The sequence below is a fragment of the Maricaulis sp. genome, from assembly GCF_030149425.1.
Taxonomy (GTDB): Bacteria; Pseudomonadota; Alphaproteobacteria; order Caulobacterales; family Maricaulaceae; genus Maricaulis.
Genome location: NZ_JASBRQ010000010.1, coordinates 103,892 through 125,325 on the forward strand (window position 1 = coordinate 103,892; position 21,434 = coordinate 125,325).

Genomic DNA, 21,434 nt, shown 5'->3' on the forward strand with positions numbered 1-21,434 from the left:
CATTTGCGTTCCCTATGCGTAATGTGTCAGTAACCGCCGGGGCGTATGAGGGCGCCCCTCGGACAAGTTTAGGAGTTCCGTGTTTATGGCTCGATCCCGCGCTCGCGCGGGCGTCGCGATTTCGTTTATCGCGTCGTCCGTTATGGTTCTGTCTTCCCCGGCCCAGGCTTACGCCGCAATGGACGGAGCGGAAATTGGCGTCGAGGTGTATCTGCCGTCAGCCTTTGCAGAATTCCTGCCCCAGAATGCCAATGATCTGGTCCGCCGCCTGCCCGGCTTCCAGGTCAATGAAGGCGATCAGGTGCGTGGTCTTTCCGGCGCCCAGGGCAATGTCCTGATCAATGGCCGCCGCCCGCCGCCGCGCTCCGGCTCGCTGGGCGCGCGCCTGAATACAATCCGGGTCGAAGACGTGGTGCGGCTGGAGCTGATCGAGGCCGGTGCCCGCGATGTCGACATGCAGGGCTATCCGCTATTGTTGAATCTCGTGCTGCGCGATCAGACCGCGCGCCGCATCAATGGCCGTATCGAGATCGAGCCGCGCGAGAATGGCGGTGATGAAATCCAGCTCGGCCTGGGCGGTTCCGTCACCAACAGCCGCTTCTCCCTGGAAGGCAATCTGGAAGTCTATGACGAAGCACTGATTGCCTATGAGGATGTGCGCTCGGCCAATGCCGACAATCCGACCGCCCGTCTCACGCCAGATCGCAATACCACCATGTCGAGACGTGAGGCCCAGGGCTCGGCCACCCTCCCGTTTGCGGGGGGGCAAACGCTTATCCTGTCCGGTGCCTTTGACCGTTACGCCAATTCCCAGCGCCCCACCGCTGAAGAGGTCGAAAGCGGTGCCGCACTGCAGGAAACCAATGAGTACGAGAATACCGATGTCAGTTTCGGCGCTGAATATAGCGCCCCGCTGGGCGACAATATGGATCTGCGAGCGGTCATCACGCGCCGCGAAGGCGAGAATGAGAATTCCGCCAGCCTGCGGGAAGATGGTTCGATCAGCCGTTCCACCTCCGGTAATGAAACCGCAGAAACCGCGACGCGGGCGACGGTGCGCTGGCGCCTGAACGAGGCCTGGACCGTTGAAGGCGGCGCTACCTGGGCGGTGAATACGCTGGACGGCACCTCCTCGGCGACGATTGACGGCGTGGTGCAGGATGTCGATGGCTCAACCGCGTCGGTGGAAGAAACCCGGACCGCTGGCCTGGCCGTCGTGACCTGGACGCCGCGGCCGGACATATCCGCCCATTTTGGTGGCCGGATCGAGCAGTTCAGCCTGAATTCCTCCAATGCCCCGGGCGAGCTGTCGCTGACCGATGTGGTGCCGCGCGCGGACCTGACCTGGAACCTGCCGATGGACTGGGTGCTGCGCCTGTCCGCAGAGCGTGAGGTCGGGCAATTGCCGCTGGGCCTGTTCCTGGCCGAGACCAATCTGGACAACGCGCTCAACACGGCCGGCGCTGCGACGCTGGAGCCGGAGCGGGATTGGACCTATCGCGCCGAGCTGGAACACCGTTTCGGCGAGCGTGGCCTGATCCGCCTCGCCGCCCAGCGCCGTGAGATTGAAAACCCGATCTCACGTGTTCTCACGACCGGCGGCGATGTGACCTCTGCCAATATCAGCGCGGAGACGATCGATACGCTGGAAAGCGCCTTCGAATTCGATCTTGGCCGGCTGGGCATGGGCGACCTCTTTGTCGACGGGATCGCCGTGGTTCGCCAGTCCGAGCGCATTGACCCGCTGCAGGGCTTTGTGCGCGAGACCTCAGGTCACCAGGATTACACCATCGAGATCGGCCTGCGTCAGGAGTTCGCCGGCGGCAAATACGTTCTGGGTCTCGAGCTGGAGAAGGATGCGCCGTCAACGCACTACTGGCTGACCCAGATCCGTCATGAAGACCGCGGCCTGGAAGCGCGCATCAATGGCGAGTGGCGCCACTCTGATCGCTGGCGCACCGGTTTCTGGACCCGCCTGCCCGAGACGGTCCGCGAAGAGCGCGAGATCTTTGACGGCGTACGGACGCCGGATGCCAGCCCTGTGCTCAATAATACGATCGAGCGCGAAAACGGTACCTTCGTCTCGCTGTGGACCGAGTATGAGCTGCGCGACGAGGTGCATCTGCGCCTTAATGTTCGCACGGGACGTTCGCGCGAAGCCTTCACCGAGGTTTTCGATGTCGACGGGACAGCGCTGGATTATGCCGATGTCGATGTCGACAACGTGCCCAGCTTCAATATCCGCGTCAGGTGGAACCGCTAGGGTCAGAATCCCCCGTTAAAAATATTTGACACCAGGTCGAGGATTTCCTACATCGGGTCATGTCAAAAATAACATACACGAAGACAAGGAATTCAGACATGAGCTTTTTGGAACGGATCAATCTCGTGGTCTTGGCGGCGCTGGTCGTGGTCTATGGCTGGTATTTCTCCACGGTTGGCGGTGAGCTGATGGCCGGTTTTGAGCCCGGCGCCGCGCTGGCTTCGACCAATGACAAGATGTTCCTTGCCGTTGGTGTTTTCATTGCGCTGATGATTGCCTCCAGCATCGTCACCGCCATCATCATGGGCCGGGAAAGTGACGAGCAGGATGAGCGCGACAAGATGATCGATATGCGTGGCGATCAGCGCGGCGGGTTTGCCCTGGCGGTGTTTGCGCTGCTGGGTATGGGCCTGGCCATGGCGGACTATCCCAATGTTTTGGTCGCCAATGCGATCCTGGCCGGGTTGGTCGCCAGCGAAGGCGTCAAGAGCATCTCCAAGCTGATCGATTATCGCCGGGGCGTGTAGGCCATGGGCAAGCCGACAGCTATCACCAATGACATCCGCCGCCTTCGCTTCGAGGCGGACGAGATGACCCAGGCGGATCTGGCCCGGCGGGTCGGTGTGACGCGCCAGACCATACTGGCCATCGAGCAGGGCAAGTATTCGCCCTCGCTCGAGGTGGCCTTCAAGATCGCCCAGGTCTTCAAGGCTCCGCTGGAGACGGTCTTCCAATACCCCGGTGAATAAGCCCTCAATGGGCCGTCGCCCATCGCCAGACGCGATCAAACAGCCGGTTGCTGCCCTTGGTGTGGCAACCGGCTGATGCGTTTCGGCCGTGCTCTTGGCCCTGGACCTTGCCGCGCTCCGACATGCGCTGCGGCGTGATTTATTCCGGGGTCGCGCGAGAAAAGTCGCGCCACACGCTTTGCGGCGTCTTCATCCTGCCCTAGATTGAAACCATGCGATTGATCGGGTTTTTCTTGCTTTGTCTTCTCGCGGCGCCGGCCCAGGCCGATATGCCCGCCGCGCGGTCGGCTTATGAGCAGGGTTTGTGGCAGGAAGCGGCCGGTCATGCCCAGCGTGCTGGTGGAGCCGATGGCTATGCCTTTGCTGCGGGGTCGCTGATCGCCCAGCTCATGGTCGAGCCGGACCATCCCGATCGTGAAGCTCTCGCCCGGCGGGCACTGGACCTGGCCGAATATGCCCACGATCTCGACGCCGACCATGTCGAGGCCCGGCTTCGGCTGGCCGGTGCGCTCGGGTTTCGCGGGCGGTATATGAGCGGCTTTCGCGCTTATGTGCAGCGCATGCCGCATCGTGGCAAACGTCTCATCGAGGAGGCTGTCGCCGCCGAGCCGGACAATGCCTGGGCGATTGGCATGCTGGGGGCCTGGCATTTGGAGGTGGCCCGCCGGGGTGGTCAGCGCGGCATGAATGCGCTCGATGCTTCGGTTGAGGCGGGCATCGGCTTCTACACTCATGCCATCGCCATGGATCCGGACAATCCGGCGCCGCGTTTCTTTCTTGCGATAGCGCTTCTGGCCCTGGACGAGCCGGCCTATTACGAGATGGCGCGCGAACAGGTCGCGATCTGCTTGCAGATCGAGGCACGCGATGCCTTTGAGACCGGTATTCAGGGCGAGGCAGAAGTGCTGCGGGCCATGATTGATGACCGGCGCCAGGCGACGGCCTGGGCCGATGACCGGATGCGCCGCTAGCTTTTATTGGCTGGCCCAGATGATCCGCGCCATCCAGGTGACTTGATCCAGCGCAATCCGTTGTAGCGGTCCGTCCTCTCCAAGCGGTTTGAGCCAGACCTGCTGCACCGTCTGCTCGTGCAGAATATGTGCGGTCAGCCCGCCTGTACGGGTTTCCACCATGACCCGGTCGCCGGGCCGTACCGCTTGGGCGCGGTCGATGACAAGCCGGTCTCCGGCCCGGTAAACCGGTGCCAGGCGGTCATCCGGTACTTTCAGGGCGAAGGCGGATTTGAGCGGGAAGTCGGGGAAGGGCACATAGCTCCAGCCGGAGCCTTCTGGCAAACCGTCAGAGCCGAATGCGGTCCCGTTTCCGGCCTCGGCCAGATCCAGAGACCGCAAGGCGCCGGGCCGGGAGGCGCGGTCCCGTACCAGCGCAGCAAAGCCGAGAAAGTCGAGATTGGCGGCAGCCAGGGCCTTGGACAGGCTCTCTGTTGATGGCCAGCGCGGTTTGCTGCCATCCGCGGATGTCCGCTTGGACGGGTTGAATGTGGTCGCATCCAGCCCGGCCCGTCGCGCCAGGCCGGACGGGCTGGTCTCGGCATAGGCAGCGAGGCGATCGATGCCCCGCCAGATTTCGGCGTGTGTAAACATCAAACAAACCCTCAGCGTGTGTGAGGCTATCTGAAAATGCGTCCCGGCGCGAGTCGGGCTTGCGCCGAGGCCCTCAGGCGGATACGCCGCTGCTCATGACCGATATGACTGCATTCCGACTCGCAACGCCCGAGCGCTGGGCTGAGGTGATGACCGCTGGCGTCTTCAAGGGCGATCCGCATGATATTGCCGACGGCTTTATCCACCTTTCCGCAGCGGCCCAGGTCGAAGGCACATTACTCAAGCATTATGGCGAGCATCCGCGCCTGGTCCTGGCCGAAATCGACCTTGCAGTGCTGGGTGATACGGTGAAATGGGAAGTCTCCCGTGGCGGCGCGCTATTCCCGCATGTCTATGGCGATATCCCGGCCAGCGCCGTGCGCGGCGTGCGCCATATCCTGCGCGATGAAAACGGCGACTGGGTCCTGCCCGACGAGATCGCCCGCGCGTCAAAGGAGTCGTCATGATCCACGATCACGCTGCGCGCTGGCTGCACACTCTGGAACCGGAAGCGGCGCACCGCTGGACCATTCGCGGACTGAAATGGGGCCTCGGTCCGCGCCAGTTCGGTGCTGATGATGCGGTGTTGGCGACCTCTCTGGCGGGCATTCCCCTGAACAATCCGGTCGGCCTCGCTGCCGGGTTCGACAAGAATGCCGAAGCACCCGACGCCATGCTCGCGGCCGGTTTCGGTTTCGTCGAGTGCGGTGCGGTGACGCCGCGCGCCCAGGATGGCAAGCCGCGGCCGCGGGTCTTCCGGCTGACCGAAGACCGGGCAATCATCAATCGCATGGGCTTCCCCAATGAGGGGCTGGATGTATTCGAGCGTCGGCTGGCGGCGCGGGCGAGCCGCGGCGGTGTGGTGGGCGTCAATCTGGGGGCCAATCTGGATAGCGAGGACCGGGTCGCCGACTATGTCGCCTGCCTCGACCGGCTGAAGGACCTGGCCCAGTTCTTCACCGTCAATATCTCTTCACCGAACACGCCGGGCCTGCGTCAATTGCAGGATAGCGGGGCCCTTGATGGCCTGCTCGAAGCGGTCAGCGCAGTCCGCTCGAAAGCGCCGCTGTTTCTCAAGGTGGCACCGGATATCGCGGATGCCGACGCGGCCGACATCACGGCGGCGATCCAGCGCTTCAAACTCGACGGGATAATCGTCAGCAATACCACCATCCAGCGCCCGGAAAGCCTGCAGAGCGAACATATGGGGCAGGGCGGAGGTCTCTCCGGACCGCCGGTCTTCGAACGCTCGACCGAGCTGATCCGGCATTTCCGCTCGGCCGGTCCGGATCTGGCTATCATCGGTGTCGGCGGGGTCAGTGATGCGGAAACCGCCTATTGGAAAATCCGTGCCGGTGCCAATGCGGTCCAGCTCTACACAGCGCTTGTCTATGAAGGCCCGGGCGTGATCCAGCAGATCAAGACCGGCCTGGTCGAGCGGCTGAAGGCGGACGGGTTTGCCAGCATCGGCGAGGCTGTCGGTGCCGGCTAGGCGCTGACGGCTCTGGCCCGGCGCTCGAGTGCCGGATAGCCGACCGCGAGCGCTGCGCCCCGGGCGATATAATAGATCAGGAAGGCCGCCCAGACGCCGTGATTGGCAAAGCTGGGGGTCAACAGCATATCCGCGACCAGGTAGACGACCAGCGAGGCGATGCCGGCATTGCGCAGGATCTTGCCCGAGGTGGCGCCGATAAACACGCCGTCGAGCAGCCAGGCCCCCGCGCCCAGAAGCGGCACCAGGGCACACCAGGGCAAATAGGTGATCGCGGCCTGACGGGCGCTTTCATCGGCAATCACCAGGGTCAGAGCGGCCTCGCCGAACAGGAAGGTGAGCACGGCAAACACCGCTCCGGCGGCAAACATGGGTTCACCGGTCATGCGGACGGCCCGGCGCAGCGCCGCCAGGGATTTGCGGCCAACGGCCCGCCCGGCTTCGGTCTCGGCGACAAAGGCGAAGGCGTCGAGGACAAAGGCCCATAGCGTGATGACCTGCAACAGCACATGATTGCCGGCCAGGGCTGTCGTGCCCTGGCGCGCGCCGGCATTGGCAAACCAGGTAAAGCCGATGACCAGCGTCCAGGTGCGGATCATCAGGTTGAAATTGACGTGGAACATCTCCGCCAGGGCCTGCGGGTCGAGCAGGCGTTGGCGGTCCAGCGCGCCCTCGGCCAGACCGTTTTGACGCCGGACCTGGTGCAGGACAAAGCCGATCCCGATCAGCAATGCCCCCCATTCGGCGATCGCCGTAGCGGCGCCGACGCCGCCGGGGCCCATGCCCAGGCCGAGCACGAACCAGAGATCGAGGATAATATTGATGGCGGAAAAGCCAGCATACATGGCAAGCGTTGCGCCATTACGGCCGAGCCCGATCAGCCAGCCGGAAATGGCGAAGGCGGCGAGTGCACCGGGCGCGCCCCAGACGCGGGCCAGGAGATAATCGGCCCCCTTGCTCTCGACCTGGGCCTCGCCCTGCAGGATCGCAAACCCGCCCCAGGCAATCAGGTCGCGCAGCAGAAAAACGGCGAAGCCGAGCACAGCCGCGATCGCCATGGCGCGCATCAATATGCGCTGGGTCTCGGCCAGCTTGCCGGCGCCATCCGCCTGCGCGGTCAGCCCGGTCGTGCCCATGCGCAGGAAGTAGAAGCTCCAGTAGAAGACGGAGAAAATCGTTCCGCCCAGGGCCACGCCGCCCAGATCGCTGGCATCACCGGACAGACCCAGCACGAAGGTATCGATGACACCGGCCAGGGGAACGCTTGCATTGGCGAAGATGAGCGGCCAGGCGCGATTGAGCACCTCGAGCCGGGTCAGGGGCTTGTCCATGCCTCGCAGCTAGCGCGTAAGGGCTTGGCGGTGCAAGCGTCTTAATCGACGCTGCAGACACCGTCTCGGCAGTTGTCACGCGGGCGCAGCGGGGCAAGCTTGCGATAGATGAAATCCAGCGGAATGCGGATGATTGCCGGTCGGGTCAGCATGGCCAGGTATTTCCAGCCCGGAAGCCGTTCCCAGATAGCGATGAAGGCGGCCACACCGGTGACAATCTCGCCGGAGGGTAGCCGGACATGCATCGCTGCCAGGGCCGCCTCGCGATCGACATCCTCGGCCAGGTCCGGCGCATTGCAGTCTTCCAGCCGGATATATTCCTCACCGAACTTGGAATAATGCGACATTTCACGCCGGCACATCGGGCACAGCGCGTCGTAATAGGCGATGACGGGACCAAGCGTGTTCATGGCCTTTAAGCTAGTGCACGCAGCCCATCAGACCAGTGGACACAGCGCCGCAGGTTCAGCGTGTGCCTTTGCTGGCCGGGGTGATCATGAAATGCCCGTGCAGTGTGGCCACCGGGGCGCCGCGGCGGCCTTGCCAGGCCTCGACGCGGACATTGGCGACGCGTCGCCCGCTGCGCGCCACCTGGGCCCGGGCATAGACGTCGACCGCCCGTGCCGGGCGTAGATAGTCGATTGCGACATCAATCACCTTGGGCAGGCGATCAAGCGGCTGGCTGACAATCAGGGAGGCCGAAGCGGTGATCTCCAGAAAGGCCCCGACCGCACCGCCGTGCAGGGCCGGGATTAGCGGATTGCCCACCAGGTTTTCCTTGTAGGGCAGGAGACCGGTCAGCTCATCGCCACGATAGTCGAAGCTGACACCGAATTTGGAGACATAGGGCGTATTCAGCAGGGTCTGCAGCAGGGTCTCGCTCATTTCGTCTCTCCCTGACCAAAGGCCTTTTTGGCGCGCTCGGTGGCCGCCTGTGAGGCCTTGGTGACCATGAAGGCGGCCTGGGCGATGGCGACCGGGTCATCGCGGTCACCGTCATGGGCGGTCGCCCGGACGAAGACGACCAGCCCGTGGGCGCGGATCGCGCTCGCCTCGGCGACCACATCAAGCCCGGGTTCGGCCGGGCGCATGTAGTCGATGCGCAGATCCAGCGTTGCCGGCGTGTCCTGGGCGCCCAGCCCGGCAAAGGCCGCGAGGCCGCAGGCATGATCCAGCAAAGCCGTGACAACACCGCCATGCAGGATACCGGTCTCCGGATCGCCGACGAGTTCGGGCGAATAGGGCGCGCGCATGATGATGCCATCAGGCTCGAGCTGATCGATTTTCAGGCCCAGCGCGACAGCATGCGGCGAGCCATCAACCAGGAGCGGAGCAACGCTTTCGAGCACTTCGCGGATTTTATCCTCGGACATGAGCCGGTCTCCGTGACTTGAAGAACAGACATAAGCCTGCTCGTGCCGCCGCGCAAAGCGCGGCCGCTGCGGCAGGGTCTCGGAATGCAGGGATTAGCCGGCCTGGGCAGGTTTTAGCCGACCTGGATGGTATCGTCGTGATCGCTGGTGCGGCGCGCCACGACCTGTTCCAGACCGGTGACGACGGGCTCTCGCAGCGGATTGCCCTCATCGGCGAGCCGGGCCAGCTGGGCGATGGCGGCGCGGTGCATTTCCACGATCTCGGCCTCGCGTTCGCCATAGCTGTCTATGCCGTTGATAAAGCGCTGCTGTGAGCGCGCAACGCGGATGGCGAGACCATCGCCGGTCCGGATCATCTCGTCGGCCAGGGCGACCGAGGCGGCGCGGGCCGCCGCCATCGGTGTGGTCCGGCCCGCTTCAACATCGGCGGTCCGCTTGAGCGCCGGGCCGTTCTCATGCAGCGGCCGGCGGCGGCGGTCCGGCCCGGAAAAGCGGGCCGCGGTGATGAAATCCCTCGGCCGCTCGCTGAGTGAACTCAGGCGCTGGCGCAGGATTGCCGGCGACAGGGGTGTGACGAGGAATTCGGTGACGCCGGCATCGCGGGCGATCTCCACCTCGCTGCGGCTTTTGGGTGCCGTGATCATGACGATTGGAGCGGTGCGGAAACTCGCCTGTTCGTCTTCGCGGATGGAGCGGATCAGCCGCAACCGGTCCTCATCGCGTTCGGCGGCGCGATTCCAGTCGGTCAGGATCAGGCCGGGATTATGCTGGCGCATCAAATAGCGCGCACTGTGAACACTGCTGACTACAAGGACATTGCGAAAGCCCGCATCGCGCAAAAGCCCGCCTGTCAGAGAGCGCATGAAACCATTGCCTTCCAGAAGGAGGGCCGGAGCGCGCTGCAGGGGCGGGCGTGAGGCGGGAACAGTCAGGGCATTCATGCCCGCAGGTCTACGCGACCAGAATTGAGACCGCGCAAACAAACAGGGTTAAGAGAGGCTGAATTGTACCAGCCTCCCTGGGTGTTGGCTTAGGTATTGGCCTAGTCGCGCTTGAAAGCGCCGAGCAGTCGCATGAAGAGCCAGATCGGGATGACGATGATGGCCCCCATGAGGAAGTATTGAACCGCCCGGTCCGCACTGCCCAGAACGGTTTCGACAATGCGTTCGACCGCTTCGCCCAGCGTGCCGAAGAAGTCGACCCAGAGCTGGGCCGGGTCGACCTGGAAGGCGACCAGGACCAGTCCGACAATGACGGAGATCAACACCAGCCGCAGCACCTCGGCAAGGCGGATCGAGAACAGGCGGGCGATGAAGCCGCGCGGCTCCTCACCCGGCTTGGCGGCCCGCTCGGGGCTGGTGGAAATATCGTCGCTCATAACGCTCACTCTAACAGGAATTGCGGCACAATCGCGGCCAGCCAGGATAGAATTGGATCAGTCCTTGCGCTCGACATTGACCTGGTGCGGGTAGGGGATGGAAATCCCGGCCGCATCGAAGGCGTTTTTGACGTTTTTCATGGCGTCAAAATAAATGCCCCAATAATCCCCGCTATCACACCAGACACGGGTCACGATATCGACCGAGGAACCGCCATGGGCGGTGACCGCCGTGAAGATATCGGGGTCCTTGTGGATGCGCCCATCTGCGCCCAGCGTGTCGCGGATCACCTGCATCGCCTTGTCGATATCGTCGCCGTAATCGATGGAGAAGACGAAATCGACGCGTCGGGTATCATTGGCCGAGTAGTTGGTGATCACCGATCCCCAGGCCGATCCATTGGGGACAATGACCTTCTTGTTATCGCCGGTCGCCAGCTCGGTGGTGAACAGGTTGATGTCCTTGACCGATCCCGATTGCCCGGCGACCTCGACGAAGTCACCCAGCTGATAGGGGCGGAAGAGGATGATCATCACGCCGGCGGCCAGGTTGGACAGCGTGCCCTGCAGGGCCAGGCCAATGGCCAGCGTGGCTGCACCCAGGGCGGCCACCAGGCTGGTCGTTTCCACGCCGAAACGGTTGAGCACGGCGATCAGGACGATCGCCATAATGGCGTAGTAGACGATGGAGGAGAAAAACCCGCCCAGCGTATCGTCAATACGATCGCTCTTGAGGGCTGCGGCGCGAACGCCTTTGCGCACTGCGCCGGCGATGATCATGCCGACAATCAGGATAAGGGCAGCGAGCATCACGCTGCTGCCGGCGTTAATCACACGTTCGGTCAGCGCCGCGATGGTTTCCGGCGACATCAGGTTTTCCGGGTCCATGAATTCCCCCTATTGGTCCGTTCAACCCGTTGTCTATCACCACTCGCGCTGTAGGGGAAAGCGATTCCAGCGCCACGCGCTGCGCTAGATCTGCTCCAGGACAGGCTCGGTCTCGCCATTGCGTCCGGAGCGGATGATCATGATTTTCTGCCAGATCTTCGACGCCATGTTCGACGTTAGCGTCTCGATGTCATTGACCGACGCGATAACCACCGGGTCGCGCGAATTCTGTGCGTAGAGCGCGGCGATCTTGCCGGCCAGAGAGAGCATCTCGGCGCAATAGTCGAGATAGCGCGAGAGCTCGAACTCGCTCATCTCCCGGTCTGGCGAGGAAACTGTGCGCGGGCCCAGGCGCAAAAGCGCGGTGGGGTCCTTGGTCAGCTGGTGCATGTCGACGACGTGGGCGACCGAGCGTAGTTCGTGCAAATCATCCAGCGCCAGTGAGCGCTTCAGTCTTTCCTCGATACGCGACAGGGTGAAAATCGCCACCGCCGCGAGGATGACGATGTTCAGCCCGGCCTCGACCCCGGCAAAGACCGAGAAAATATCGAGCCGCCCATTCTCAACCTCCATCGTGTTGAGGAGGCGATAGCCCATGTAAATCAGGGCGCCGATGGCGGCGACAATTGCGGACAGCGTGCCGGCGCGCAGGGCGAAATAGGGGCGGGCGAGACGCTGGGTCCGGCGTTCATCGCGATTGGCCAGCTCGATCAGCTCGGCCACGACATTATTCAGGCTGGCGTCGGGGAAGCGTTCCTTGACGCGGTCAGCCAGGCGCTCAAGCGTATCAACGATATGTCTCGAATTGAGTGTGCGAAACGGCACGGCATCCCCCCTATTACGGGCGCAACATGCCGTGCCGGACCCGGGCTGTCACCCGTTTAGCTGGCCGCGGTCGCGACCACAGCGCCGGATGTTACGGCGGCGATCATCGCGGCCTGTGCGGCCAGGATGGCTGCCAGCTCGCTGGCGGCGCGCATCGACGAGCCATCGCCCAGCTGGGCCAGGGTCAGGCGCATGGCGAGCTTGGCCGTGGTTTGCTGCGGCAGGCGCGGTTTCAGCGGCACCAGGGCATCGAAACTGCGCACCAGGGCTTCTGCCGTCTCTTGCCCATTGCCGTGCGCGGCGAGCACGGCAAGTCCGGCCCGGCCGACACCGGAGCGCAGGCTTGAGCGGCCACGCACGGCAAGGTTCAGCGAGGTCCAGGCCGAGGCGATCTCGCCGCCCTTGAGATCGAGCAGGGCGACCTCATAAGCGGCGGCTTCGACGGCACTGTTGGGGATGCCGCCATCGCGCAGGGCCTGGCGGGCCTGGTCAAGCTTGTCGGCCAATTCGTCCGGCAACAAGCCGAGGGCGATGCCCGCGGCGGCGAGGACTTCCTCGCGCCCGGCCTCACGCCGCCACCAGGGCGCGGCAATGGCTTCCAGCGCGTCAAAAAACGTGTCGGCCTGATGCGGGTCTGCGCCCGCACTGCAAAGCGCCAGGGCGGCCGGGGCTGCGCCGTGGGACAGGCCGCGCCCGCCGCGGCGGGCGCGTTCATCCTGTAACGCCTTGCGCAATACGAAGAACTGGCTGGCGCGTTTCTGTGATGTCGCGAGCACGGTTGCGTAGACAAGCCGCATGGGCTTGTCCGGCGCGCGCCAATGCCCGAGGCGCTGATTGAGCTCGCCGCGGACCTCGAAAACGCCCTCGATCAGGCTCTCCACATCCTGCTGAGCCGACAAGGCCGCCAGGGCCGCAAACCGGGCCTGTAATTTTTCTCCGCGTCCCGCGCGCGCCTGAAACGCAGCGTCCAGCGCCTTGAAGCGGTCAATCACAGCATGGGTCATGTAAATCCTCCGAAGCCTGATCATGCCTGCTCGTGCAGCCCGCTTGCAGGGGGACGGTCTTTTGAATTGTCCCTCTTCAGCTTGTGGATTTGCCATCATGCCGCTTTGACCGCGGGCATCCGGCTTGTATGTGAAGAGGGATGAGTGACACGCGCTTGCCCGATCGGTTCCAGGCCTGGTTTGACAGCCGGGGCTGGCAGCCGCGATCGCATCAGCTGGAGATGATTGAAGCGGCGCAGGCGGGCGAGGACACGCTGCTGATCGCCCCGACCGGCGGTGGCAAGACGCTGGGTGGGTTCCTACCCAGCCTGATCGATCTTGAGGCGATTGTGAGCGAGGCCCCGGCCCAGAGGCCGCATCGCCTGCACACGCTCTACATCTCGCCGCTCAAGGCTCTGTCCGTCGATGTCGCGCGTAATCTGATGATCCCGGTCGAGGAAATGGGACTGGATCTGCGCATCGAGACCCGCACCGGCGACACCTCGGCCTCCAAGCGCCAGCGCCAGCGCGCGCATCCGCCCGATATCCTGCTGACCACACCGGAACAGCTGGCCCTGTTCTGCGCGACGGCGAACGCGGAGGCCTTCTTCGCGGACCTCAAGCGCGTCATTATCGATGAGGTGCATGCCATCGCGCCGCAAAAGCGCGGCGATCTTCTGAGCCTCGGCCTGGCAGCCATTTCCCGCTGGGCTCCGGATGCCCGGCGGGCCGGTCTGTCTGCGACGGTCGCCGATGAGCAGGGCCTGGCGCGCTGGCTGCGGGCGCAAGCGGTGGGCGATGATGATGTCTTCGCGCGCATTGTCCGCGGCGATGCCGGTGCGCGCCCTGAGGTGGAGATCCTCGACCCGGTCGAACGCATCCCCTGGGCAGGGCATTCCGGACGCCATGCGCTGGCCGAGATCTATCAGCGCATCAAGTCGGCCCGGATGACGCTGGTTTTCGTCAACACCCGTTCCCAGGCTGAAACCACATTCCAGGACCTCTGGCACCTCAACAACGATAATCTCCCCATCGCCCTGCATCACGGTTCGCTGGCGCCGGAGCAAAGACGCAAGGTCGAAGCGGCGATGGCCAAGGGAGCGCTGAAGGCCGTGGTGTGTACCTCGACGCTCGATCTCGGCATTGACTGGGGCGATGTCGACCTGGTCATCCAGATGGGGGCGCCGAAGGGCTCCTCGCGCCTGATCCAGCGCCTGGGCCGTGCCAATCACCGTCTCGATGCGCCCTCGCGCGCCTTGCTGGCCCCGACCAACCGGTTCGAGCATCTGGAATGCGAGGCGGCGCGCGATGCGGTGGCGCTCAATGCCCTCGATGGCGAGCCCTTGAGCGCTGGTGCGCTTGATGTTCTCGCCCAGCACGTGATGGGCCGGTCCTGCGGCGAACCGGTGGCCGCCGCCACGCTGTTCGAGGAAATCCGCTCGGCCACACCCTATGCCCATATCGACCGGGAGCTGTTCGACAAGGTCATGGCCTTCGCCTCCACTGGTGGCTATGCGCTGCAGAGCTATGACCGGTTTCGCCGCATGGTCCAGGGCAAGGATGAGCTCTGGCGGGCGCGCTCGCCGCAGATCGCCCAGCGCCACCGGATGAATGTCGGCACCATTGTGGAAGCGCCGATGCTGGATGTCGTGATTTCTGCGCGCGGACGTGGCGGGCGGCGGCTCGGGCAGATCGAGGAATGGTTCGTCGAACAACTCGTGCCCGGTGACACCTTCCTGTTTGCTGGCCAGGTGCTCAAATTCGAGGCCATTGAGGACATGACCGCGCGGGTCACCCGGTCCAGCGACCCCGAGCCGAAAATTCCCTCCTATCAGGGCGGCAAGTTTCCGCTCTCCACCTATCTCGCTCAGCGCGTCCGCGCTCTGGTGCAGAATCCCGGAGAGTGGTCGAAACTGCCCGAACAGGTTCAGGACTGGCTGTCGTTGCAGCAGGAAAAGTCCATGCTGCCGCCGGCCAATGGCCTTTTGGTCGAGACCTTCCCGCGGTCGGATAAATTTTATCTCTGCTGCTACCCGTTCGAAGGACGGCTGGCGCACCAGACGCTGGGCATGCTGATCACGCGCCGGCTGGAACGCCTGCGCATGCGTCCGATGGGGTTTGTGGCCAATGAATACGCCCTTGCGGTCTGGGGGCTGCGCGACATGTCCGGGCTCGATTTCGATGCCCTGTTCGGTGAGGAGATGATGGGCGATGATCTCGACGCCTGGCTTGCCGAAAGCGATCTGATGAAGCGCACCTTCCGCAATTGCGCGCTGATCGCCGGCCTGATCGAGCGGCGCTTTCCGGGGCAGGAAAAGACCGGCCGCCAAGTCACCTTCTCGACCGACCTCATCTATAATGTTCTGCGTGAGCATGAGCCCGATCATGTACTGTTGCAGGCGGCCTGGGCCGATGCGGCTACCGGACTTCTGGATGTGCGCCGTCTCGGTCAGGCGCTGGCGCGGGTAAAAGGCGGTATCATCCACAAACCGCTGGAGCGGATTTCGCCGCTGGCAGTGCCGGTCATGCTCGAAGTCGGCAAGGAGCCGGTTTATGGTGAAGCGCAGGAGAGCATTCTCGAAGACGCTTCCGAGGCTTTGATCATGGAAGCGCTGACCTAAGGCCCCGTTTGTGACCGACCGACCGGAAATCATCAGCTTCGATCTTGCCGGTACCCGTGTGCTGGCCGATGCCGAGGGCGTGCTCGTGGTGCCGGGCGAGGCAAGCCTGATTGTCTCCGATCTGCATTTCGAGAAGGGGTCGGCCTATGCCGCCGGCGGCCAGATGCTGCCGCCCTATGATACCCGGGCCACGCTGAAACGCCTGGCCGCTGCAATAGACCGTCACGCGCCGGAGCGGGTGATCGCGCTCGGCGACAGCTTCCACGATCTCGGTGCCGCCGGGCGCATGGCGGGCGACGATATCGCGGCCATCAAGGCAATGGTTGCGGCGATCGACGACTGGGTCTGGATCGAGGGCAATCACGACCCGCAGCCCCCGGAAGAGCTGGGTGGACGCACCGCACATACGCTGTCCCTGGGCGATCTGGTCTTGCGCCATGAACCGCTCGAAGCGACGGCTCGCGGCGAAATCGCCGGGCATTTACACCCGTGCGCCAAGGTGCGTGGGCGTGGCCGGGCGGTGCGCCGGCGCTGTTTCGCCACCGACGGCCATCGCCTGATCATGCCGGCCTTCGGGGCCTATACCGGCGGGCTGAATATCTGTGACGAGGCATTTCTGGCCTGTTTCGGGCGGGTGCCGGACGCACTGGTCATGGGGCGCGATGCCGTACACACCATCGGCGCGCGCAATTGCGTGCCCGACAGGGCTCAGCTGCGCGCCAGCAGATAAAGCAGGATCATGGCGATGGCGGAGCCGACCGCGCCGAGGGTCAGGATCAGGCGCAAGCGTCCGAACCAGGCCGGTAACTCGCCGCGGGCCGCCGCCTGACGGTCCCAGGCCATCATCACCAGAAGGCTGATGGCCAGGAGCATCCAGGCGAAGTACGGGTGTCCGGCCCAGTGGATCAGCGCGCCCATCAGACCGAGCACGCTCGGGGCCACCGAGGCTGAGAGCACGGCCAGGTCCGGCACGTCGCGCGCCATGATCTCGCGCCCCCATCGCACCCCGCCGAGAAAGCTCAGGATCAGACCGGCATAGACGGTAAACATCCATTCCTCGGCGGCAGCGCTGCGCCCGGTGAGGAGGGCATGCGCAGACAATGCCACGGGAATCCAGAACGGGATCCAGCCGGCGATGCCGAGGAGAAGGGCGGAGGCGGGTAGGGTTTTCGTGCTCATCGACGAGCGAATATGGCAGCCCCGGCCCATCCGGCAAGCATGGCGAGGACAACGCAGAACAGTCCGTACAGCATGGGCAGGCCGTGGGCGAATTCGTAGATCAGGCGCTCAAGCCCCGCTTTCTCGACCCGCAGGCTGGTTGAACGGCTGGCCACCGGCCGGCCATCGCGGAACAGGTAGACTTCTGCGGTGTAATTGCCGACCGGGGTTGAGGGCGGCAGGGCCAGCGTGGCGCGGAACAGGCCGCCGTCAAGAACCTCCACCCCGCGCGGTGCGCTGGCATAGAGGTCTTCGCGTGCGCCGGCGCGCTCGACGGCCTTGCGGTAATCGAGCATGTCCGCAACCGGGGTTTCGCCCGGCCGGGTCAGCAAGTGGTCAAGGCCGATGCGATTGCGCACTAGCGCTTCGTCCGAGGCGATTTCGTCCAGCGGCCGGCTCGAGGCGATGGCGTAATAGCTCGGCACGGCGGCAAACTCCCGGGCCGAGCCATTGACCCAGATGCCAAAACTGCGGGTCTTGCGCATGACGCGCAAATCCTGTTCCGGGCCGCGCAGCACGACGACGATCTCATCCTGGATGGTGAGCCCGCGGGTAGCGCCGTAAAGCACCAGCTCGGTGCCGGCGAAATCCTCGCGGATCTCCACCGTCTCCTGGGTCAGCGCGCCCATGATACTGGGCGCCTCGGTCGCGAAGGGCTGTTGCAGGCTGAGGGCAAGAAGTGCGGCCAGCAGCATTATTCGCCCTCCATCCCGACCGGCAGGACCTCGAACATGTCAGCCGGGGTGACGACCAGGTCCCAGCCCAGTTTGAGGCAGACCGCGAGCACCATGGCGGCGAGCAGGGCGCGCAGCTCCTCGGCCTTCACATGGCGGCCGGCGCGGGCGCCGAACTGGGCCCCGATGACGCCGCCCACGGTCAGCAGCATGGCCAGGACGATATCAACGGTCTGGTTCTGCGTCGCCTGCAGGAAAGTGGTCAGGGCGGTGACAAAAAGGATCTGGAACAGCGAGGTGCCCACCACGACATTGGTCGGCATGCGCAGGATGTAGATCATGGCCGGAACCATGACGAAGCCACCGCCCACCCCCATGATCGCGGCCAGCGTGCCGACGAAAAACCCGATGGCAACGGGCGGGATGACGGAGATGTAGAGCCCTGAGCGCGGGAAGCGCATCTTGAAGGGCAGGGTGTCGATCCAGCCGCGTTTCTTGCGCTTGCCCATACCGCCTTCACGACGGGCCTCGGGCTGGCGGCTGCGCATGATGGTGCGCGCGCTCTCATACATCATCAGCCCGCCAATCGTGCCGAGAAAGCCGACATAGCAAAGCGAAATGATGAGATCGATCTGGCCGAGGCTGCGCAAAAAGGTGAAGAGCTGGACGCCGAATATCGACCCGGCTGAGCCGCCGGCGAGCAATAACAGCCCCATTTTCGGATCCAGCGTGCGTCGCCGCCAATGGGCCAGGGCGCCCGAAGCCGAGGAGGCGACAATCTGGTTGGCCTCGGTCGAGACCGCGACCGCCGGGGGGACGCCGATAAAGATCAGCAGCGGCGTCATCAGGAAGCCACCGCCAACGCCGAACATGCCGGACAGGAATCCGACCCCGGCGCCAAGTCCAAGCAATAGAAAGATGTTCACCGAGAGTTCGGCGATCGGCAGATAGATCTGCACCGGCCCCTAGCCCGACACGGCGCGCTCGAGCCGGTCCAGAAGAACCGCATCGACACGCCCGGTTCGGGGAAGGCCCTGAGCGGCTTCGAATGCCATGATGGCCTCACGCGTTTGCGCGCCGATCATGCCATCGATCGGGCCGGGTGTGTAACCCAGAACTGAAAGAAATCCCTGAGCCCGCTCAACATCTTCGCTCGCGGCGCTGATTGTCCGGTCCCAGGGCTGGTTCTGATACAGGCCATTGGCCTCGGCATCGATCGGTCGCGGCGTAAAGCCGGCGGCGATGCCGCGCGCTTCGGTAACCGCCTCGGGCGGTAGCTGGGCCTGGAGCAGGCGGGCGCGTTCGGCCGCGGTCGGATCATTCTCGCTGGCCGAGATCAGGAACCAGGTAAAGGCGTCGGCCAGGGACAGCGGCACGCCCTGTCCGCTTTCAAACAGGAGCGCCAGGTTGAACTGGCTGTCGCGCAGACCCATCAGCGCGGCTTCCTGGAACCAGCGGGCTGCGGTTTCGAAATCGCGCGCCGTGCCGGTGCCGTAATAGTGCATCACGGCGAGATTATGCATGGCCCGGCGATGGCCGGCATTGGCGGCGCGCTCGGTCCAGCGACGCGCGGCCTCCAGGTCAATCTCGACACCTTCGCCGGTTTCCAGCAGCTTGGCGTAGCGGTATTGCGCTGCCGGCACGCCCTGTTCAGCGGAGGCCAGCAGCAAGGCCGCGGCCGAAGCAGCATCGCCGCCTTCGAGCAGTTGCAGGCCGAGCTGGTAGCGGGCCACGGCATTGCCGTCGAGCGCTGCGCTCTCCAGTGTGGTGCGGGTCGAGCGTTGCTGGGGCGGTGTCGACGTGCGGGCCGCCGGGGCCGGCTCTTCCCGGCGCGTTTCCGTGGCGGTTTCGCTGGTCGACGGCATGATCGTGGCGCCGGCATCGGCGACCATATTGCGGGGCGGCTCAGCCGGTGCGTCTGTGACTGTGCTGGCTTCGACCGGCACGGCGCTGGTCTGCGGTGGAGGCGAGGTTTCAGCCGCTGCGCCTTGTGTTGCTTGCGCCTGTCGCTGGGGTGCGGGGGCCGCAGGATCAGCCAGGCCGGCTTCGATCTGGGCCGCAAAATCGCGCCCGCCGCTGTCCGCGATGGTCTGCTGCGGATTGCCCTGAATGGCATCCCAGACCAGGATCGTGCCCGCGCCGGCCAGCATGGTCAGGGCTACCAGGGGAATGGCGATCAGGGTTGCACGGCTGAAACGGCCGGACCGGTTCTCGCGCTCATAGGGCGAGGGCTGCGCCGTGCGGGTGCGTTCACGGGCGGCGGCGAGGAAATCACCATCAGCGCTCGCACCCTGGGCCGGCGTCATGGCCGGTTGGGTCAGAGTGTGTGCGGCCGGAGCAGGCTGGGGCTGGCGCATACGCGGCGCTGACGCTGCCTGAACTGAGGTCTGAACCGGGGCGGGCTGGGCCGGAGCAGCCGGTCCCGGCGCGGCCAGGAAGGGGTCGGTCTTGCCGGCGTCAAACTGGCTGGTGGGCACTTCCGCCTGCGGCGGCGGGCCAAGCGGACGGCTGATCTCCTCGGCCGCGACTTCAGTCGTGCCCTGCGGGACACTGGAGGTGCGGCGCGCCGGGCGGGAGGGCGTGCTGCCGCGCTGTTCAATCTTCTCCAACCGGTCGGCCAGAGCCGTCATGGCGCGCTGGACCGGGCTGAGAGCGTCTTCGGTGTCAGCTTTGACCGCCTCGAGCTTTACCTGCACGCCGCCAAGCGCGGTTTCAATCCGCTGGACCGTACGTTCTTCGCTGTCGCGCAGGCGCTGGTCGAGCTCGGCTTCGCGCTCGGGCTGGGTCTTTTCAAAGCGCTCCAGCGCCTCGGTCATTTTCGACGTGGCCGCCTCGACCGCATGGGCCGATTGTTCCTCTGACCGGGAAATGCGCTCGGCCAGGGAGCGCCCCAGGCGGGTCACTTCCTCGCCCATGCGGCGCATATTCTCGCGGTTTTCCTGCCGCACCGTATCGATGCGCGAATTCAGAGCCTCTTCGGAGCGGCGGTCGCGGCGAGCCGTCTCGGCGCGGCGTTCGCTTTCACTCAGGCGCTGATCAATGGCCTGGGCCAGACGGGAAATCTCGTCACCGAGGCGGGACAGGCTGTCGGCCTGGCGGCGTTCGGTTTCGTCGATACGGCCGGTATTGGACGCCTGCTCGGATTTGATGTCGCCGATGATACGGGCGACGTCATCACTCATGCGATCGAAACGCCGCTCCAGTTCGACCGTGTCTGAGGAATTACGGGTTTCCAGGGCACGCAGGCGTTCATCAAGGCGGGCAAAGGCCGTTTCAAGCGTGCGGGTGGTGTCATTCGTGCCGCGCTCGGAATTTTCCACGCGCTGCGCAAATTCGGCCAGGCCATTGGCCCGGTGCTCCAGCGTTTCGAGCCGCTGGCGCTGATGCTCGGCTTCTGCCCGGGCCTCATCCTGCTCATGCAGCCGGGCGGCGATGTCGTTCTCGTGCTCATAGAGCCGGCGGGCGAGTTTCATCACGGCCGCCTCAACCGCCTTGGTATTGCCGCCGCTGCCGCTCTCCAGCTTGCTTTCCAGGCTGCGCAGCCGGTCTGCAATCGCGGCTTGCTGTCCGGCGAGGGATTTGGCGGTCTCGTCGCGCTCGGCCAGCTTGGCGCTTTGCTTCTCCGTCGAGCGCATCACCGAGCTGGCGAGCTGGTTGATGGCGCGGTCGAGATCGGACAGCGTTTTCGAAGATGCGGTTTCATTGTCCTGGATGCGCTGCGCCAGGCGGTTGATCATGGCGCGCAGCAGCCGGTCTTCCTCATCATTGGCAGCGCCGCCGGAAAAACCGGGGAATCCTTCCAGCGCATCGTCCCAGACCGGTTGGCCGGGCGTGCTGTCATCCATGATGACGCGATTGAGCCATTCGCCGAGCGTGACGCCTTCCTTGCGCGCAGCCGTCTTCGCCCGCGCACGTGCACGGGGGTCGATTCCTTTAACGCTCCAAGGCCCTCCAGCCGACATGCGAATCGCTCGCTCTGCTTATCCGTCCGACGCTATCGGGCGGTTAATTTAGTGTAAACCAAGTGCCCACGCA

At 64.5% G+C, this 21,434-nt stretch carries 22 protein-coding genes; 8 read left to right on the top strand and 14 right to left on the bottom strand.

Going from position 1 to position 21,434, the window contains the following annotated elements; genetic code table 11:
• Nucleotides 1-142 precede the first annotated feature (142 nt).
• The 4 genes from Q1V57_RS02455 (at nucleotide 143) to Q1V57_RS02470 (ending at nucleotide 3,983) form a co-directional block, all read left to right on the top strand.
• Nucleotides 143-2,263 (top strand): TonB-dependent receptor, encoded by a 2,121-nt coding sequence (locus tag Q1V57_RS02455; protein WP_300527338.1) that lies wholly within the window; start codon nucleotides 143-145, stop codon nucleotides 2,261-2,263.
• A gap of 98 nt (nucleotides 2,264-2,361) precedes the next feature.
• A complete protein-coding gene (locus Q1V57_RS02460; RefSeq protein ID WP_300527339.1) occupies nucleotides 2,362-2,790 on the top strand; it encodes a hypothetical protein in 429 nt (142 codons plus the stop codon).
• 3 nt (nucleotides 2,791-2,793) lie between these two features.
• Nucleotides 2,794-3,012, top strand: coding sequence for a helix-turn-helix transcriptional regulator (locus tag Q1V57_RS02465; protein ID WP_300527340.1), 219 nt, complete (start codon nucleotides 2,794-2,796; stop codon nucleotides 3,010-3,012).
• A 233-nt stretch (nucleotides 3,013-3,245) separates the two neighbouring features.
• Nucleotides 3,246-3,983, top strand: coding sequence for a hypothetical protein (locus Q1V57_RS02470; RefSeq protein WP_300527341.1), 738 nt, complete (start codon nucleotides 3,246-3,248; stop codon nucleotides 3,981-3,983).
• 3 nt (nucleotides 3,984-3,986) lie between these two features.
• Here the strand turns inward: Q1V57_RS02470 and Q1V57_RS02475 are convergent, their stop codons facing one another.
• The gene (locus Q1V57_RS02475; protein WP_300527342.1) at nucleotides 3,987-4,616 is read right to left on the bottom strand and encodes a helix-turn-helix transcriptional regulator; all 630 of its coding nucleotides are present in this window, start codon (nucleotides 4,614-4,616) and stop codon (nucleotides 3,987-3,989) included.
• A gap of 95 nt (nucleotides 4,617-4,711) precedes the next feature.
• On the opposite strand from Q1V57_RS02475, the gene Q1V57_RS02480 reads away from it, so the two are divergent.
• Both Q1V57_RS02480 and Q1V57_RS02485 read left to right on the top strand, forming a co-directional pair.
• A complete protein-coding gene (locus Q1V57_RS02480) occupies nucleotides 4,712-5,083 on the top strand; it encodes a DUF952 domain-containing protein (RefSeq protein ID WP_300527344.1) in 372 nt (123 codons plus the stop codon).
• Nucleotides 5,080-6,108, top strand: coding sequence for a quinone-dependent dihydroorotate dehydrogenase (locus Q1V57_RS02485; RefSeq protein WP_300527345.1), 1,029 nt, complete (start codon nucleotides 5,080-5,082; stop codon nucleotides 6,106-6,108). The genes Q1V57_RS02480 and Q1V57_RS02485 overlap by 4 nt, the downstream gene beginning before the upstream one ends.
• Here Q1V57_RS02485 and Q1V57_RS02490 read toward each other — a convergent pair.
• The 9 genes from Q1V57_RS02490 to Q1V57_RS02530 form a co-directional block, all read right to left on the bottom strand.
• Nucleotides 6,105-7,439: an MATE family efflux transporter gene (locus tag Q1V57_RS02490; protein WP_300527347.1), complete on the bottom strand. Its 1,335-nt coding sequence runs from the start codon at nucleotides 7,437-7,439 to the stop codon at nucleotides 6,105-6,107. The genes Q1V57_RS02485 and Q1V57_RS02490 overlap by 4 nt on opposite strands.
• 41 nt (nucleotides 7,440-7,480) lie before the next feature.
• Nucleotides 7,481-7,849: a thiol-disulfide oxidoreductase DCC family protein gene (locus Q1V57_RS02495; RefSeq protein ID WP_300527349.1), complete on the bottom strand. Its 369-nt coding sequence runs from the start codon at nucleotides 7,847-7,849 to the stop codon at nucleotides 7,481-7,483.
• Nucleotides 7,850-7,904: 55 nt separating this feature from the next.
• On the bottom strand, nucleotides 7,905-8,324 hold the full coding sequence (locus tag Q1V57_RS02500) for a PaaI family thioesterase (RefSeq protein WP_300527350.1): 420 nt from the start codon (nucleotides 8,322-8,324) through the stop codon (nucleotides 7,905-7,907).
• Nucleotides 8,321-8,812, bottom strand: a complete 492-nt coding sequence (locus tag Q1V57_RS02505) for a PaaI family thioesterase (RefSeq protein WP_300527351.1) — start codon at nucleotides 8,810-8,812, stop codon at nucleotides 8,321-8,323. The genes Q1V57_RS02500 and Q1V57_RS02505 overlap by 4 nt, the downstream gene beginning before the upstream one ends.
• A gap of 113 nt (nucleotides 8,813-8,925) precedes the next feature.
• Nucleotides 8,926-9,753 carry a response regulator gene (locus Q1V57_RS02510; RefSeq protein ID WP_300527352.1) on the bottom strand — a complete coding sequence of 276 codons (828 nt, stop codon included), beginning with the start codon at nucleotides 9,751-9,753 and terminating at the stop codon, nucleotides 8,926-8,928.
• 101 nt (nucleotides 9,754-9,854) lie between these two features.
• Complete coding sequence (locus Q1V57_RS02515; RefSeq protein WP_300527353.1) at nucleotides 9,855-10,190, bottom strand: DUF6460 domain-containing protein; 336 nt, start codon at nucleotides 10,188-10,190, stop codon at nucleotides 9,855-9,857.
• Between the two features lie 57 nt (nucleotides 10,191-10,247).
• Complete coding sequence (locus tag Q1V57_RS02520; RefSeq protein ID WP_300527354.1) at nucleotides 10,248-11,078, bottom strand: mechanosensitive ion channel domain-containing protein; 831 nt, start codon at nucleotides 11,076-11,078, stop codon at nucleotides 10,248-10,250.
• Nucleotides 11,079-11,162: 84 nt separating this feature from the next.
• Nucleotides 11,163-11,903 (bottom strand): hypothetical protein, encoded by a 741-nt coding sequence (locus Q1V57_RS02525; protein ID WP_300527356.1) that lies wholly within the window; start codon nucleotides 11,901-11,903, stop codon nucleotides 11,163-11,165.
• 56 nt (nucleotides 11,904-11,959) lie between these two features.
• Entirely contained in the window at nucleotides 11,960-12,907 is a 948-nt protein-coding gene (locus tag Q1V57_RS02530) for a hypothetical protein (RefSeq protein WP_300527357.1), read from the bottom strand.
• A gap of 140 nt (nucleotides 12,908-13,047) precedes the next feature.
• Between Q1V57_RS02530 and Q1V57_RS02535 the strand changes: the two genes are divergently transcribed.
• Both Q1V57_RS02535 and pdeM read left to right on the top strand, forming a co-directional pair.
• Nucleotides 13,048-15,507: a ligase-associated DNA damage response DEXH box helicase gene (locus tag Q1V57_RS02535; RefSeq protein ID WP_300527359.1), complete on the top strand. Its 2,460-nt coding sequence runs from the start codon at nucleotides 13,048-13,050 to the stop codon at nucleotides 15,505-15,507.
• Nucleotides 15,508-15,517: 10 nt separating this feature from the next.
• Entirely contained in the window at nucleotides 15,518-16,237 is a 720-nt protein-coding gene (gene pdeM / locus Q1V57_RS02540) for a ligase-associated DNA damage response endonuclease PdeM (RefSeq protein WP_300527361.1), read from the top strand.
• On the opposite strand, the gene Q1V57_RS02545 is transcribed toward pdeM, so the two are convergent.
• From Q1V57_RS02545 to Q1V57_RS02560, 4 genes are read right to left on the bottom strand one after another with little or no spacing between them, the layout of a single operon-like run.
• Nucleotides 16,216-16,686 carry a DUF3429 domain-containing protein gene (locus tag Q1V57_RS02545; RefSeq protein WP_300527363.1) on the bottom strand — a complete coding sequence of 157 codons (471 nt, stop codon included), beginning with the start codon at nucleotides 16,684-16,686 and terminating at the stop codon, nucleotides 16,216-16,218. The two genes, pdeM and Q1V57_RS02545, sit on opposite strands and share 22 nt — an antisense overlap.
• On the bottom strand, nucleotides 16,683-17,420 hold the full coding sequence (locus tag Q1V57_RS02550; protein ID WP_300527364.1) for a TIGR02186 family protein: 738 nt from the start codon (nucleotides 17,418-17,420) through the stop codon (nucleotides 16,683-16,685). The genes Q1V57_RS02545 and Q1V57_RS02550 overlap by 4 nt, the downstream gene beginning before the upstream one ends.
• Nucleotides 17,420-18,358 (bottom strand): sulfite exporter TauE/SafE family protein, encoded by a 939-nt coding sequence (locus tag Q1V57_RS02555; protein ID WP_300527366.1) that lies wholly within the window; start codon nucleotides 18,356-18,358, stop codon nucleotides 17,420-17,422. Before Q1V57_RS02555 ends, Q1V57_RS02550 begins: the two co-directional genes overlap by 1 nt.
• A gap of 6 nt (nucleotides 18,359-18,364) precedes the next feature.
• Nucleotides 18,365-21,361 (bottom strand): peptidoglycan-binding protein, encoded by a 2,997-nt coding sequence (locus Q1V57_RS02560; RefSeq protein WP_300527367.1) that lies wholly within the window; start codon nucleotides 21,359-21,361, stop codon nucleotides 18,365-18,367.
• Between the last annotated feature and the right edge of the window lie 73 nt (nucleotides 21,362-21,434).